Annotated in this window: 10 protein-coding genes; 2 read left to right on the top strand and 8 right to left on the bottom strand. The window is 66.5% G+C overall.

Translation table 11 applies throughout. The annotated features are described in order from the left end of the window. Positions 1-40 precede the first annotated feature (40 nt). From POS17_RS14645 to POS17_RS14635, 3 genes are read right to left on the bottom strand one after another with little or no spacing between them, the layout of a single operon-like run. On the bottom strand, positions 41-2,182 hold the full coding sequence (locus POS17_RS14645; protein ID WP_231979037.1) for a type I secretion system permease/ATPase: 2,142 nt from the start codon (positions 2,180-2,182) through the stop codon (positions 41-43). A gap of 2 nt (positions 2,183-2,184) precedes the next feature. After that, a complete protein-coding gene (locus POS17_RS14640) occupies positions 2,185-3,573 on the bottom strand; it encodes an HlyD family type I secretion periplasmic adaptor subunit (protein ID WP_060839232.1) in 1,389 nt (462 codons plus the stop codon). Further along, entirely contained in the window at positions 3,570-5,711 is a 2,142-nt protein-coding gene (locus tag POS17_RS14635) for a type I secretion system permease/ATPase (RefSeq protein WP_060839231.1), read from the bottom strand. Before POS17_RS14635 ends, POS17_RS14640 begins: the two co-directional genes overlap by 4 nt. 498 nt (positions 5,712-6,209) lie before the next feature. Between POS17_RS14635 and POS17_RS14630 the strand changes: the two genes are divergently transcribed. Beyond that, a complete protein-coding gene (locus POS17_RS14630; RefSeq protein ID WP_060839230.1) occupies positions 6,210-6,977 on the top strand; it encodes a substrate-binding periplasmic protein in 768 nt (255 codons plus the stop codon). A gap of 254 nt (positions 6,978-7,231) precedes the next feature. Here the strand turns inward: POS17_RS14630 and POS17_RS14625 are convergent, their stop codons facing one another. Continuing rightward, positions 7,232-8,923: a SulP family inorganic anion transporter gene (locus tag POS17_RS14625; protein WP_060839229.1), complete on the bottom strand. Its 1,692-nt coding sequence runs from the start codon at positions 8,921-8,923 to the stop codon at positions 7,232-7,234. A gap of 263 nt (positions 8,924-9,186) precedes the next feature. On the opposite strand from POS17_RS14625, the gene POS17_RS14620 reads away from it, so the two are divergent. After that, entirely contained in the window at positions 9,187-9,396 is a 210-nt protein-coding gene (locus tag POS17_RS14620; RefSeq protein ID WP_060839228.1) for a hypothetical protein, read from the top strand. Between the two features lie 88 nt (positions 9,397-9,484). Here POS17_RS14620 and pelG read toward each other — a convergent pair whose 3' ends face one another. From pelG to POS17_RS14600, 4 genes are read right to left on the bottom strand one after another with little or no spacing between them, the layout of a single operon-like run. Continuing rightward, positions 9,485-10,855: an exopolysaccharide Pel transporter PelG gene (pelG, locus tag POS17_RS14615; RefSeq protein WP_060839227.1), complete on the bottom strand. Its 1,371-nt coding sequence runs from the start codon at positions 10,853-10,855 to the stop codon at positions 9,485-9,487. Continuing rightward, positions 10,856-12,388 carry a GT4 family glycosyltransferase PelF gene (pelF, locus tag POS17_RS14610; protein WP_060839226.1) on the bottom strand — a complete coding sequence of 511 codons (1,533 nt, stop codon included), beginning with the start codon at positions 12,386-12,388 and terminating at the stop codon, positions 10,856-10,858. It abuts the gene before it with no gap. Beyond that, on the bottom strand, positions 12,385-13,374 hold the full coding sequence (locus POS17_RS14605) for a HEAT repeat domain-containing protein (RefSeq protein ID WP_060839225.1): 990 nt from the start codon (positions 13,372-13,374) through the stop codon (positions 12,385-12,387). The genes pelF and POS17_RS14605 overlap by 4 nt, the downstream gene beginning before the upstream one ends. Beyond that, positions 13,352-14,722: a PelD GGDEF domain-containing protein gene (locus tag POS17_RS14600; protein ID WP_060839224.1), complete on the bottom strand. Its 1,371-nt coding sequence runs from the start codon at positions 14,720-14,722 to the stop codon at positions 13,352-13,354. The genes POS17_RS14605 and POS17_RS14600 overlap by 23 nt, the downstream gene beginning before the upstream one ends. Between the last annotated feature and the right edge of the window lie 2 nt (positions 14,723-14,724).

Genomic DNA, 14,724 nt, shown 5'->3' with positions numbered 1-14,724 from the left:
CGGGTGGGCGGGTCCTCCTGCCGTGGGTGGGGTCAATCCTTCATCTGCAGGGCCCACTGCCGGGCATACAGCCCGTCGAGGTCGAGCAGCTGTTGGCCTGTGTGCCTTGTTCCAGCACCCGCCCCTGGTCGATGACCAGGATCCGGTCGGCATGGCGCAGGGTGTTGAGGCGATGGGCGACGCTGATCACCGTGCGGCCCCGAGCGATGTCCTGCAGGTTGGCCATCACCGCCGCCTCCGACTCGTAGTCCAGGGCGCTGGTGGCCTCATCCAGCAGGAGGATTCCGGGGTTGCAGAGCAGCGCCCGGGCCAGGGCAATGCGCTGGCGCTGGCCGCCGGAAAGCTGGCCGCCGCGCTCGCCGACCTGGGTTTCGTAGCCCTGGGCCAGGGCCTCGATAAAGGACGCCGCCCCCGCCAGGCGGGCGGCGTCCTGCACCTCGGCATCGCTGGCCTGGGGCCGGCACAGGCGGATGTTCTGCGCCACGCTGCCGGCGAACAGCACGCTTTCCTGCAGCACCACGCTCATGTTGCGGCGCAGGGCCACCGGGTCGGCGATGGCCAGGTCGATGCCGTCCACCATGACCCGGCCGTGCTGCGGTACGTAGAGGCGCTGCAGCAGGCGGGTCAGGGTCGACTTGCCGGAACCGGAGGGCCCGGTAATGCCGACGAACTCCCCCGGGCGGATCTCCAGGTCAAGCTGGCGCAGCACCTCCTGGCCGTCTTCGGCGTAGCGAAAGCGCACCCCCTGGAAGCTCACCCCGCCCTGCAGCGCCGGCACCGAGGCCAGGCCGCCGCTGCCGCTTTCACACTCGGTGTCGAGGATGTCGCCCAGGCGCCGCAGGGAAATCAGGGTGTGCTGGAAGTCCTGCCAGACCTGGGCCAGCCGCAGGATCGGCTCCACCACATGCCCGGCCAGCATGTTGAAGGCCACCAGTTGGCCGGGGCTCAACTGGCCGTCCAGCACCAGCATCACCCCCCACCACAGCAGCAGCGCCGCGGTGAGTTTCTGGATCAGGCCGATGCCCTGCCCGGCCCAGATGCCGACGATGCGGGTGTGGAACGCCGCGCGCACATAGGCCGCCAGCTGGCGCTGCCACTGCTGCTGGAAGCCGTTTTCGATGGCCCCGGTCTTGATCGTCTCGATGCCGGTCACCGCCTCGGTGAGAAAAGCGGTGTTGGCCGCGTTCAACTCGTACTCGCGCAGGGCGCGGCTGCGCAGCAAGGGCCCCACACAGAGCCAGAACAGGAAGTACAGGGCCAGGGAGCCCACCACCACCCAGGTCAGCAACGGCGCGTAGCTGTACATCACGGCGATGAACAGCCCGCAGAAGGCCAGGTCCAGTACCAGGGTCAGGGCCGAGCCGGTGAGGAACTGGCGGATCTGCTGCATCTCGCCGACCCGGGCGATGATCTCGCCGGTCTGGCGCCCCTGGAAATACCCCAGGGGCAGCTGGATCAGGTGCTGGTACAGGCGGGCCGACAACTCGGCGTTGATCTTGCTCGCCACGTTGCTGAACAACCAGGAACGCACCAGGCCGAACAGCGGTTCGAACAGGGCCAGGGCCAGCATGGCCATGCCCAGCACCTGCAGGCTCGACAGGCCGCGGCTGACCAGCACCCGGTCGATGATGTTCTCGAACAGCAACGGGGTCACCAGGGCCACCCCTTGCAGCATCAGCGACACCAGCAGCACGCTGCGAAACTGCCGCCCGTGCTTGAGGATCGACGGCAGGAACCAGCCCACCCCGAAGCCCCGGGCCTTGGGCTGCACATGCTGCTCGGCCAGCAACAGCACCTGGCCCCGGGCCGGCCAGCACAAGGCCAGTTCCGCGCGGGTCAGGGTCTGGCATTGGCCCTGCAGCGGCCAGTAGATGCGCAACTGGTCGCCGTCCACCGCGTCCAGCACCACCCAGCCCTGGGTGGTCTCCAGCAGGGCCGGCAACGGCAGGTGCTGCAGGCGCTGCACCTGGCTGCGCACGGCCCGGGCGCGCAGGCCGATCCAGCCGGCGCAGCGGCGCAGGTCCAGGCTGTCGGCCAGGCCCTCGACCCGCCCCAGGCGGTGCGCCAGCTGCGCCACGCTGATGCTCAGGTCAAAGCGCCGGGCGGCCCAGGCCAGGGCGTGCAGGCCGCTGTCGAGCAGGGTTGGCGAGGGTTCGCCGGTCAGGTGGCAGGCTGTGGTCATGCTCAACGCTCCCGCAACGCTTCGGACTGATACTCACGGATCGGGCTCAGCAGGTAATTGATCACCCGCCGCTCGCCGGTGCGGATCTCGCCGGTCACGCTCATGCCGGCCTGCAAGGGCATCCAGCCCTGCCCCGCGGCGATCGCCGCCCGTTCCAGGCGGATGCGGGTGGGGAACACCAGCCCCAACTGCTCATCCTTGATGGCATCCCCGGAGACATGGGCCACCGTGCCGCGCAAGGTGCCGTAGCGGGTATAGGGAAAGGCATCCACCTTGATCTCCACGGGCTGGCCGGCGCGAACGAAGCCCACGTCCTTGTTCAGCACCATGACCTCGGCATCCAGCTCGGCGCCCTCGGGGACGATCACCAGCAACTGCTGCGCCGCCTGCACCGCGCCGCCCAGGGTGTGCACCGCCAGTTGCTGGACCACCCCGTCCACCGGAGCCAGCAGGGTCTGCAGGCGCTGGCGATCGCGGCCGCGAATCAGTTGCTGCTCCAGCACGGCGATGTCCTGCTGGCTGCGGTTGAGCACTTCATGCTGTTCACGCTGGGTGCGGGCCAGAAAGCTGTCGCGCTGCTCGCGGCGGTTGTTGGCCTGGGCCTTGAGCACTTGCAGCTCGGCCTGTTGCTGGGCCAGTGAACGCTCCACCTCCAGTTGCTCCTTTTCCTGCTCAAGCAATTCGACCAGGGGCATCAATTGCTCGGCGGCCATCGCCCGGCGCGCATGCAGCCGTTTGCGCACGTTGCTGGCCAGCTTGCCCAGGGCACTGATCTCGCTGCCCCGGGCACGCTGGCTGGCCTGATTGATGGCGATTTCGGCGTTGAGGCTGTCGAGGTTGGCGCTGATTTCCTTCCAGGTGCTGCGCAGCTGTTCCAGGGCCGCCTCGGCCTGCTCGGCGTCCAGGCCCGGCGGCGCCTGGTAGCTGAGCAGCGGCTGCGGGGTCAGCAGCGCCCGGGCCCGGGCCAGTTCCAGGCGCTTGAAGGCCAACTGCGCCCGCAGCTCGCTCAACTCGGCCTCGATGCCGATCGGGTTCAGCGCCACCAGCACCTCGCCGGCCTTGACCCGCTGGCCGTCGCGCACATGGATCGCCCGCACTTCGCCCGCCTCGTGAGCCTGGATCACCTTGGTGTAGCTGGAGACCATCAGGCGCCCGGCGGCGCTGGCATGGATGTCGAGAAAACCGAGGGTGGCCCAGCCCAGGGCCAGCAGGATGCTGAAGATCAGCAGCAGCGCGGTGGCCCGGGCCCAGGGCGCCGGTGGACGCTCGACAATCTCCAGGTAGCCGGGCTGGAACTCGTATTCGTCGCGATTGCGCTTGAGCCGTGCCGGGGCTTCGCCCAGGCGCTGACGGGCACGACGCAAGGCGGACAGCAATGAACCGAACATCATGCGTCCTCCTTGCGCAGCGCCTGTTGCAAGGCCCACAGCCGCGCGTAGCAACCGCCGTTGGCCAACAGTTGCTGATGGCTGCCCGATTCGCTGATGCGCCCCTGCTCCAGGGCGATGATCCGCTGGCAATGGCACACCGCCGACAGGCGATGGGCAATGATGATCACCGTGCGGCCCAGGGCGATGCGCGCCATGTTGTCCTGGATCAGCGCCTGGGATTCGTCATCCAGGGCGCTGGTGGCTTCGTCGAAGATCAGCAGGCGCGGGTCGCCCATCAGCGCCCGGGCGATGGCGATGCGTTGCCGCTGGCCACCGGACAGCGAGCTGCCGGCTTCGGCCAGTACCGTGTCGTAGCCCAGGGGCAGGCGCAGGATGAAGTCGTGGGCCCCGGCCAGGCGCGCCGCGTCGATCACGCTTTCCAGGGACGCCGTGGGATGGCGCAAGGCGATGTTGTGCCGCACGCTGCGGTTGAACAGGTAGTTTTCCTGCAGCACCACGCCGATCTGGCTGCGCAACCAGGCCGGCGGCAACTGCGCCAGGGGCACGCCGTCGATCAGGATGCGCCCGGCATCCGGGGTGTAGAGCTTCTGCAACAGGCGGGTCAGGGTGCTCTTGCCCGAACCGGACGGCCCGACGATGCCCAGGGTCTGCCCGGCGGCGATGTGCAGGTCCAGGCCGCGCAGCACCAGCGCCAGCTCCGGGCGGTAGCGGAAGGCCAACCGCTCGATGCGCACCTCGCCGCGCAACGGCTGCTGCGGGCGCTGATCGTCCTCGGCCTGTTCCACCGGCAGGTTGAGCATGTCCCCCAGCTTGTCCACCGATACCCGCACCCGCACGAACTGCTGCCAGACCTCGATCAGCTTGGCGATGGGCTGGCTGACGTGGGACAGCATCATGTTGAAGGCGATCAATTGGCCGATGGTCATCTGCAGCTCGATGACACGGCTCGCGCCCCAGCAGATCACCGCCACCGCGGTGACTTTCTGCAGCAGCGTCACGCTCTGGCTGATGGCGCTGCCCAGGGTCTGGCTGGCAAACCCGGCCTCGACCATTTCCGCGGTCTGGGATTCCCAGCGCCGCTGCATGCGTGGCTCCACCGCCAGGCTCTTGATGGTTTCGCTGCTGCTCACGCTTTCATTGAGAAAGGCGGTGTTGCGCGCCGCGCTCTGGAACTGGCGCTCGATGCGCTGCTCCAGCGGCCCGCTGCTGCACCAGGCCAGCAGCCCGTAGAGCGGCAGGGTCAGCAGCACCAGCAGGGTCAGGGGCCAGGAGATCCAGGCCATGACCGCGAAGAACACCAGGGTGAAGGCCACGTCCACGCACAGGGTCAGCAGGGAACCGGTGAGGAACTCGCGGATGCTGTCCAGCTCCTGGACCCTGGTGATGATCGCCCCCACCTGCCGCTGCTTGAAGTACAGCAGCGGCAGGCCCAGCAGATGGCGGAACAGCTTGACCCCCAGGCCAATGTCGATGCGGTTGGCGGTGTGCGCCGAGAGGTATTCGCGCAGGCCCTTGAGCAGGACCTCGAACAGCCCCACCAGCACCAGGGTCATCACCAGCACATCCAGAGTCGACAGCGCCCGGTGGACCATGACCTTGTCCATCACCGCCTGGAAGAACAGCGGTGTCGCCAGGGCCAGCACCTGCAGCAACAGCGAGCACAGCAGCACCTCGCCGAGGATCCGTCGGTGGCGCAGCAGCTCCGGAATGAACCAGGACAGGTCGAAGCGCAGGCCGCCCTGGCGCAGGCGGATCACCTCCCCGCTCCACTGTTCGGCCAACTGCCGGCGATCGAGCATGTCCGGGGTCGGCATTGAGGGGCGCTGCACCAGCGCCTGGGTGTCCGAGAGCCGCGCCAGCAGCCTGAAATCGCCGCACTGGCTGCGCCAGACCAGGGGCAGCATCTTCGGGGTCAGTCGGGCCAAGGCCAGGCGCTCCAGACGCAGATCAACGCCGGCGTTGCGCCCATAGTCCCTGAGGGCCTGGCGCAGGTCCTGCGAGGGGGACGGGTCCCGGGATGGCGGCTGGGCCGTTGGCGCAACGCGCTCCCCGGTCAGTTGCAGCAGCAGATGGCAACAGGCCAAGGCCGAGTGAACGGCCGTACCGGCCGCGGATGAGGTGGCAGACAGCGTCGTCATAGCGGCGCGTCCGCTGAAGACAGGCTGCGGGAGGGTGCAATATTGACTGGCATAAACCGCTCGTTGCTGGCTCCGGGGAGCGTGGAGGCACGAACGCAGTCTGAGTCAGCCAATTGCGAATGATAATCAGCAGTTTGATTAAAGCGTTTTAACTAAAACTTAAGGCTGTCCCGCAAATGCCCCGCAGGCCCGGGCCGCGCGTGCAGCGGGAACGGGGCCCGGGCAGGACAAGCCGGGGGGCGATGGATGGGGCGCTGCCCACAGCTGTGCAACCCGAGTGTCAGCGCCTGCCCGTCGCGGCCCTCACCGCTGGCGTCGGCCCTGAACCGTGATGGCGATCAGCGGTCAAAATAATCCGGCAAATCCGTCCATCTCTGCACATAACCCTCTAATCTTGGCGGCACGTTTTGCAGGTCGTTGCGGGTCGGTCTTTGCAGGTGTCGAATACGCAGCGTTAATCCGAGAGCATGAAATGCCACTGTTTGTTGAGTTACTGCCATGACTCAAGTGAGTCAATCGTTGCGCCAGTGGGGGGCGCTGATCCTGACGACGCTGCTCGCGGCGGTGGTCTGGATGCCCTCGGTGTCTGGCGCAGAGCCCCGTAGCGTCGACCTGTACTTTGCCGAAGCGCCGCCTTTATCGATGCTGGACCAGTCCGGCCTGCATGGCATCGTCGGCGACGTGACACTGAAAGCGGCGACCCGGGCCGGATATGCGCTGAACTTTGTGCAAGTGCCTTGGGCACGCGCCCAGCAAAGCGTGCGCAAGGGCGTCGACAAGCTGATCATTCCCCTGACCCGCACGCCGGAAAGAGAGGCCGATTACACCTGGATCGCGCCCATCATGACCATGGACCGAGCCTTCTTCAGCCTCCACAAGCGCGTGGAAACCCTGCAGCAGGCGCGGGAAACCTATGCCCGGATCGCCGTTGGCCGAGGCAGCGCCCAAGAGCAGAAGCTCCGGGCCGAAGGCTTTAGCGACAACCAGATCTATCCGTTTGAAATTGGCGAGAACCCGGCGCAATTGCTGCTGATGGGACGGGTCGACGCCTGGTTCAACGGCATTCCCGAAACCCAAAGCATCTGGCGCAAGGTGTCAACTCAACCGCTGCAGGTCAGTCCGGCCTTCATGAGCAGCGATCTGTACCTGGCCTGCTCCCGAGACTGCGATGCGGCCTTGGTACGCAAGCTGAGCGCGGCGGTCGAGGCGCTGCGCAAGGACGGCTCGCTGGAGAGAATACGAAAATCCTACTTCGACGCGCCCTGACCCACGGCCGCCCTCTTCTCTCTTGAACCTGGCGCATGCCCGCAGAGCCGATTTCCCGGTCCTGCCCGCTTCTGGCAACCGCCGCAGCGGGCGGTACGCCGGGGGGCAGCAGCGAATGGGCCGGGCCGACCCGGGTCGCCATCGAGGGGGCACTTACGGCGCCCAGGTGGCGCTGAGCGTCAATAGCCGGGCCCTGCGCTTCGGCGCCATCGGCACGCCGGCGGTGGCCTGCGTGCCGCTCAGCGTCCTCTGCTTCATTGCTTGCCGCGCATGCTGTTGCGCCATATGCGGTAGGTCCTGATCCCCGAACGCACCGAACCGAACAGCAACTGGCTGTCCATTTCCCGGGTCATCCCCGAGCGTTCCAGCATCGCCAGGAAAGTGCCGCGAGCACGGGCGATCGCGAAGTAGATGCCTTGGGCGGCCAGGGTCTCGCGGATTTCCCGCAGCACCGCGATGCCGCTGACATCGATATCGGTCACCGCCTCGGCATCGAACAGCACCACCTCGGCTTCGCTCTCGCGCTGCACGGTGTCGAGCAGGCGCATCTTGAAGTAGTCGGCGTTGAAGAACAGGATCGCGTCGTCGAAGCGATACACCACCAGGCCGGGCACCGTGCGCGCTTGCGGGTATTGCCTGATATCCACCTGGCCTTCGATGCCCGGCATCCAGCCCAGCACCGCGTCGGTGGGTTGGTAGATGCTGTACAGCAGGCGCAGGATGGCCAGGGTCACGGCGAACATGATGCCCGGCAGCACGCCCAGCCCCAGCACGCTGACGGTGGTCAGCAGGCACAGCCAGAACTCGAAGCGGCTGAGCCGGTAGATTTGCTTCAGGGACTTGACGTCGAGCAAGCCCCAGCCCGCCATCAATAGCACCGCGCCCAGGGCCGGCTGCGGAATCCACGCCATGGGCGCGGTGAAAAACAGCAGAATCAGCGCGATCGCCAGGGCGGCGATGATGCCCACCAACTGGCTCTTGCCTCCGGCCATGTCGTTGACCGCGGTACGCGAATCCGCGCCGCTGATGGCAAAGCCCTGGGAGGCGCCGGCCGCCAGGTTGCTCAGGCCCAGGGCGATGAACTCATGGTTGGCGTTGATCGCGTAGCCATGGCGCGCGGCGAAGCTGCGGGCAGTGAGCATGGCGCTGCAAAAGCTCACGGTGGCGATGCCCAGCGCGTCGCGCAGCAGGCTCTTGCTTTCCTCCAGGCTGGTCTTGGGCCAGGACAACTCGGGAATCCCGGCCGGCACATGCCCGAGGATCGCCACTCCGAGGCGGTCGAAGCCCAATAGCCCGGCCAGCAAGGTGAACAGCGCCACCGTCAGCAGCGCCGCCGGCAGCCGCGGGTAGCGTCGCGGCAGCCAGATCAGAAGGCCCAGGCTGGCCAGGCCAACGGCCAGGGTCAGGCCGTGGATTTCCCCCAGACGCTGGAGAAAGTCCGCCAGCCCGAGAATGAAGCCGTCGCCTTCGATCTTGAAGCCCACCACCTTGCCCATTTGCCCGGCGATCAGGCTCAGACCGATGCCGTTGAGGTAGCCGATGAGGATCGGCCGCGAGAAAAAGCTGGCGATAAAGCCCGCCCGGGCGATCCCGGCGGCGATCAGCATCAGGCCCACCAGCACGGTGACGATCATCGACAATTCGACGGTTCGCTGCAGATCGCCCATGGCCAAAGGCGCCACGGCCCCGCCGAGCATGGCGCAGGTGGCGGCATCGGGACCGACCATCAGTTGCCGCGAGCTGCCGATCAAGGCATAGACGACCATCGGCAGCACACAGGCGTACAGCCCGTACTGCGGCGGCAGGCCGACAATCTGTGCATAGGCGATGGCGATCGGGATCTGGATTGCCGCCACGGACAACCCGGCCCGCAGGTCGGCGCGGAACCATTCGCGGCGGTAGTGCAACAAGTTGGACAGGCCAGATAGACAGCGCGATAACGACATGCCGAGTCCTTTCGAAGTAGTGCGTTGTATGTTTGGGCTGCGCTCTGGCGCCCCTCTATTGTTTGGCCAGGCGACGCGAGGGCGCGTATTCAAGCGAATCGAGCCGCTGATCGCCATGAGCTGGAGCAGCTTTTGCGTCGATCGAAGGGGTTATGTACTTTCGCCAGTCATTTCACCCCCCCTAGGTAGGCTCCGCTTTTTATTGCCGACCACTGATACCGGGGTGCCAGCCCACGCCTCTGCTGCGCAGGCGCGGGCATGGGGTGCACGAATACCTCGGACGCTCGCCGTTGCGCTGCGACCTGGCGATCAGTGAGGCCAATGGCGAACAGTTCAGCCTCGGCGCGCTGCTGGACAGTGACGCGGCGGCCGCGGCCAATGCGGGTGAGCCTTGGCAGATCCTTGTTCATAACCCTGGCCCAGCGCCCCGCTGGCAGCTCGCGGGCTCTCCAGCCCGTGAAAGCACCGGGTGAGACGCTAGCGCTGGCCAGGGATCCAGGCCGGTGACTCAAAGGCCTCACGCCGCGGAGGGGAGTGGCGCCGGCCCTGCTCTGCCGAGCCTCAACGCGAGAGCATGAAGGTCTCGTACTCCAGGTCATCCAGCGCCGTCGACAACCGCGCCAGTCCCAGCAGCACGCAGACCAGCAGCGACAAGGTGAAGCCATAGCCGAAGTAGCTCGGTCCCAGGTGCAGGCTGAGCAGGGTCAACCCGGCGTTGAGGGCGACGAAGAACAGGCACAGCTCCAGCACGATCGCCCGTTTGTCGAGGTAGAAGAACACGTTGAGGATCGCCATGAACACCACCTGGATGCTCACTCCGATCAGGTCGATGTAGAACAGCGGCAGGTAGTAGCTGGACATCCCCAGCCACTCCAGCAGGCGCGGCCCGAACAGAAACAGCAGGACCACGGTCAGGCCCTGGACCTTGCAGATTTCCAGCAGGCCCTGGCGGATCGAGAAGGTCATCTCGGCTTTCAGCGAACCGATGTGCTGCAGGGTTTCGCCGTCGCGCACGGCGCGAAACAGCCGGTCGTACCACTCGGCGAAGTCGGTTTCGATCCGCACCAGGAACACCGCCATGCCGGGAATGATCGCCAGGTAGGCGAGGAAGATCGGCAGGTCATACAGAATCGACGCCCGCAGCGGCCCGATCACCTGGCTGGAGGTGTCCGGGTTGAACCAGAAGATGAACTTGTCGATCCAGATCCCCAGGTTGTAGCAAAGCCCGGTCAGCAGCAGGCTGACAAACACCTGGCGGCGGTCGAGGAAGTCGAAGGCCACCAGCTTTTCCGCGCGGTACTCGCGCAGGATGTCGTACAGGAACAGGAACAGCAGCGAGCTGTGCCCCAGCAACAACGCCAGCAGCAGCCCTTCCATGCCCATGTGCCGCAGGAAGAACGCGCTGCCCACCATCAGTGCGTAGCCCGCCAGCATCACCAGCAGGATGCGGTTATAGGCCTTCATCCCCGAGAGGAAGATGATCACCAGCCACAGATTGCACAGCACCACGAAGTTGGCCAGGGTCATCAGGCGGTAGATCAGCGGCTGGTCGAACAGGGTGACCAGCAGCAGGATGCCCAGCACGCCGGAGCCCAGGGTCACCAGCAACAGCACACCGATCAGGTTCGGCAGGATCTGCTCGTACTTGCGCTCGAACAGGCGGTCGGAGACGAAACGGGTGAAAAACAGCTGCAAGCCGCCGGTGAGGATCAGCGAGGTGGCCATCAGGTAGGTCACGGTGATCAGAAACTGGCGGATCAGCACCTCCGGCACCACCAGCCCGAGGCTGATCACCCCCACCAGCATCACGCTGAGAATCGACAGCACCCAGGGCCCGGAACTGATCAGGCCGGCGTAGACATAGGCATGCAGGGTCGCGGTGTAGGAGTCGCGGGAGAGAATCTTGCGCAGTTCGAAACCGATGCCGGCCATTTACCCAGCCTCCTTGTGTGTGGCGCCCATGGCGTTGTCATACAGCGTGCGATAGCGCTCGATCATCAGGGTTTCGCTGTAGTAGCGGTGCACCCGTGCCAGGCCGGCGGCCTGGGCCGACTGCCAGCGTTCGGGGCTGCGCAGCAGATCGATGATCGCCTGGGACGTGGCCTGGGGATCGGCGATCGCCACCACCTCCCCGGCCAGTCCCAGATCGCGGTCGGCCGCTGCGCCGCCCTCGATCAGCTCCCGGCAGGAGCCGACGTCGCTGCTGACCACCGGCGTGCCGGCGGCCCAGGCTTCGAGAATCACCAGCGGCTGGGCCTCGCTGATGGAGGTCAGGACCATCAGGCCCAGTTGCGGCAGGATGTCCTGGATTTTCTGGAAGCCGAGGAACAGCACCTTCTGTTCCAGGCCGAGACTGGCCACCAGGCTGCGACACTCGGCGACGTACTCCGGGTCCTCCTCTTCCGGGCCGACGATCCAGCCCTCCACCTGGGGCATGACGCTGACCACGCCGCGCATGGCCCGCAGGAAGGTCTTCACGTCCTTGATCGGCACCACCCGGCCGATCAGCCCGACCACCGGCGCGATGCCGGCGGCACGGGACTCAAGGGCCTGGGTCCAGAGCTGCAGGTTGATGCCGTTGGGAATCACCTGGGTGCGCTCCGGCGGCGCGCCGTCCTTGATCTGCCGTTGGCGATTGCCGTCGTACAGGGCAATGATCTGGTCGGCGCTCTCGTAGACCAGATGACCGATGCGCTCGAAAAAGCGCACCCAGAGCATGCGGATATAGCCCGAACCGCTGTCCATGCTGTCGTTGAGCGCCTGGTTGCTGCTTTCGGCGATCCAGCTGGCCTGGGCCAGGTCGATCTTGCGTTCCTTGGTGTAGATGCCGTGCTCGCTGAGCAGGAACTGGCAGCCCCACAGCTGCTTGAGCAGGCAGCCCACCAGCCCGGCGTAGCCGGTGGAAATCGAGTGCAGGACCCGGGCCCGCGGCATGCGCCGGGCCGCGGCGGCCAGCATCAGCAGCGGCGACTGCATGGTGCGCAGGGTCCAGAAGTAATTGACGAAGGACGGATCGGCGCAATGCTGCTCGTAGCCTTCGGTCAGCGCCTCCCAGCTGGGGCGGCTGTAGAGCACGTCGTCCAGGGTGATCCGCGCCTGGGCCAGGGAATCGAGCACGCGGATACCCAGCTCGGCGGGCGGTTTCTCCGGGTTGTGCAGGTACCGGTAAAGGTTGCTCAGCTCTTCCAGCGAGGCGCTGTGGGCCACGCGCTTGTGCCTGGGGTTGCGCCACGCCTCCTCCAGGTAGACCTCCTCGATGTGCACCACGTTGGCCGGAATCTCATAGCGGCGCTGGCCATAGGCTTCACGCTGGCCCCCGATGAACAGCACGGAAAAGGTCAACTGCGGCAGGCCGAGGATCATCTGGTGGATCCAGCTGGAGACGCCACCGCGCACATAGGGCCAGGTGCCTTCGAGGAGCAGGCAGACATCGGCAATGGGGGTCGGGTCGACGGCGCTTTTCATGTCCAGGTCCTTACCAGCCCGGCAAAGGGCGGACGTTGCTGCATTTGCGGCGGCAGGCTCTTCAACAGCCCGGGAATCTCGGCATAGTTGCCACTTTCAAAGGCGATCTCGGCCTGGAACGGCAAGACCTTGCCCGGGTCCATGCCCGCCTCCTGGGCCTGGTGCATGTGCAGCCGGGCCTTGCCGATATCGCCGCGTTCAAGGGCGATGCGTCCGGCCAGCAACAGCAGTTCGCCGCCCTCGCCCGCCTGCAGCGCCAGTTCGGCATGTTCACCGGCCTGGCCCAGCACGTGCTGCTGCACGCTGCCCTGGGCCAGCCCCAGGTAAGCCAGCTCCCAGTACCAGCGCGCCAGGGTCGCGTGCAAGGCGCCGGCCTTCTTCGGCGCCGCACCGGGCAACTGCGCAAGCGACGCCTGGATCCGCTGGTTGATGTCGGTTTCCTGTTTGTCGAGCATCGAATACGCCAGCAGGCGCACATCGTCGCTGGGGTCGCCCAGGGCCAGCTTGAGAATCGGCACCGCTTCCTTGCCCGGCATCCTGCGGGTGGCGAGCAACGCCGCCAGGCGCTGGTCGGGGTCCGGGGCGTGGCGCAGCACATCCTGCAAGCCGCTGTCGCCGAAGGTCGGCGAATGCAATTGGGTCTGGGCGCGAAACGGCAGGTCGGGAATGCCCACCGCCTGCCACATCTGCACCTCGCGCTTGCGCGGCAGGTACAACGCCGGAAAGATCGCCGCGATCACCCCGACCGAACCCAGCAGCGGAACAAAGAACGCCAGGCTGAAAATGAACAGCGGGCTCCAGGGCAACGGCCGCCGATAACGCGCCGGCAGCAGCAGCCAGACCGCCGCGGTGAGCAGCGCGCAGGCGATGGCGTGACTCATTGCATACAGCAGCGCGACCTGCAGGTCGGGCAACTGCGCCGTCAGGCTGGCCCAGCTCCCGACCTCGAAAAACAGCGCTCCGCTAAACAGCCACTTGCTGATCATTCAGGCCACACTCGTTGTACAGAAAGTTACGCAGTCCATCCCGTTGCCGGGCCGACTCCAGGTCATAAGGCAACACCTTGACCCCCAGGCTCGCCAGTTCCACGCTCATGCCGAAGTGCTCGTGCACCAGCTTGCCCAGGCGCGCCAGATAACCCTGGGCGCCCTCGCTGCTGGTCAGGGGCAGGAGCACCAGCAGCAGCCCGTGCCCGCGGTCGTTGACCAGGCTCAGGTGCAGGTCCAGTCCGCGCTGACTGCGTTCGAACAGCCGCGTCAGTTCGTCGTTGGGCTGGGTCAGCTCGAAGGCATAGAGGCAGCCGGACAGGCCGTGGCGCTCGACATCCACCAGCGAACGCTTGAGCTGGCGCGTGAACTGCTGACTGTCGGCGTCCTGCAGTTGCAACACCTGGGAATCGGCGTGCAGCAAGTCGGCGATGTGCCCGGCCAGCAGGGCCAGCAGGCTGAGGGTGCGTTCCTGGAAGGCGAAGAACGGCATCTGCCGCACCGCGAGTACCGCCAGCACCTGCCCCTGGGTGTCCACCAGCGGGATGCAGGCTTGCAACGATGACACCGAGGCTTGTCCGCCGCTGTCGAGCAGCTCTTCGCGCACGCTCACCAGCTCCTCGCGCTCCAGGCACAGGCGCACCAGCAGGTCCTTGTCGTCCAGGGCGGGCATGGTGCCGATGGAGGCCAGCAGGCTCAGCTGGGGAGCCGCGCTGGCGCCCTGTTGCACCCGGTACAGCCCGGCGACCCGCAACGAACCGTACTGGCCCAGCAGGGTCAGCACCGGCTCGGCCAGCAGGGTCAGGGCATCGTCGCCATTGGGCGCCGCCCGCAGCCGCTCACGCAGCCCCAGCAACGAGCTGCGCAGGCTCTGGTCGCTGCCGGCCAGGCGCTGCTCCAGGCGATCGTGGGACACCCGCAGAATCTGATGGGCCCGGGTGAAGTCGTCGAGCCGGTACTGGCGATACTCGTTGGCCATCTGCAAGCGCAGCAGCCGCCGCTCCCACAGGTCGCGCACCTCGCCCACCAGCATGCCGCAGACCAGCACGCCAACGATGTAGGACGGCGCGATCTGGGCGTAGCCCGGCAGTCCGTTCTGACGCAGGACGAAAAATGCCGCTACCAGCAGGCTGGCGCTGATCAGACCGCGGACAAAGCCGTAGCGCACTCCCAGCAACAGCGGCGCCAGCACCGACCAGGGAAACTCGCCCTGCACCTGCAGCGGGTCCTGGGGCGCCAGCCACAGGCCGACGCCGATGACCAGGGCGGTCACCAGGAAGGTTTCCAGCCATGACGCCGGACCGCTGGCCCGGGGCGCCAGCGCGTAGTCCATGTGTGGAGAGTTCATGG

The sequence above is a fragment of the Pseudomonas sp. Os17 genome (assembly GCF_001547895.1).
GTDB lineage: Bacteria > Pseudomonadota > Gammaproteobacteria > Pseudomonadales > Pseudomonadaceae > Aquipseudomonas.
This window is presented reverse-complemented; position numbering and strand designations above follow the sequence as displayed.

Excerpts from the sequence above, each read along its gene's own strand:
- POS17_RS14645 (WP_231979037.1), bottom strand. The coding sequence starts at position 2,182 with ATGACCACAGCCTGCCACCTGACCGGCGAACCCTCGCCAACCCTGCTC.
- POS17_RS14605 (WP_060839225.1), bottom strand. The coding sequence starts at position 13,374 with ATGATCAGCAAGTGGCTGTTTAGCGGAGCGCTGTTTTTCGAGGTCGGG.
- POS17_RS14635 (WP_060839231.1), bottom strand. The coding sequence starts at position 5,711 with ATGACGACGCTGTCTGCCACCTCATCCGCGGCCGGTACGGCCGTTCAC.
- POS17_RS14630 (WP_060839230.1), top strand. The coding sequence starts at position 6,210 with ATGACTCAAGTGAGTCAATCGTTGCGCCAGTGGGGGGCGCTGATCCTG.
- POS17_RS14625 (WP_060839229.1), bottom strand. The coding sequence starts at position 8,923 with ATGTCGTTATCGCGCTGTCTATCTGGCCTGTCCAACTTGTTGCACTAC.
- POS17_RS14640 (WP_060839232.1), bottom strand. The coding sequence starts at position 3,573 with ATGATGTTCGGTTCATTGCTGTCCGCCTTGCGTCGTGCCCGTCAGCGC.
- pelG (WP_060839227.1), bottom strand. The coding sequence starts at position 10,855 with ATGGCCGGCATCGGTTTCGAACTGCGCAAGATTCTCTCCCGCGACTCC.
- pelF (WP_060839226.1), bottom strand. The coding sequence starts at position 12,388 with ATGAAAAGCGCCGTCGACCCGACCCCCATTGCCGATGTCTGCCTGCTC.
- POS17_RS14600 (WP_060839224.1), bottom strand. The coding sequence starts at position 14,722 with ATGAACTCTCCACACATGGACTACGCGCTGGCGCCCCGGGCCAGCGGT.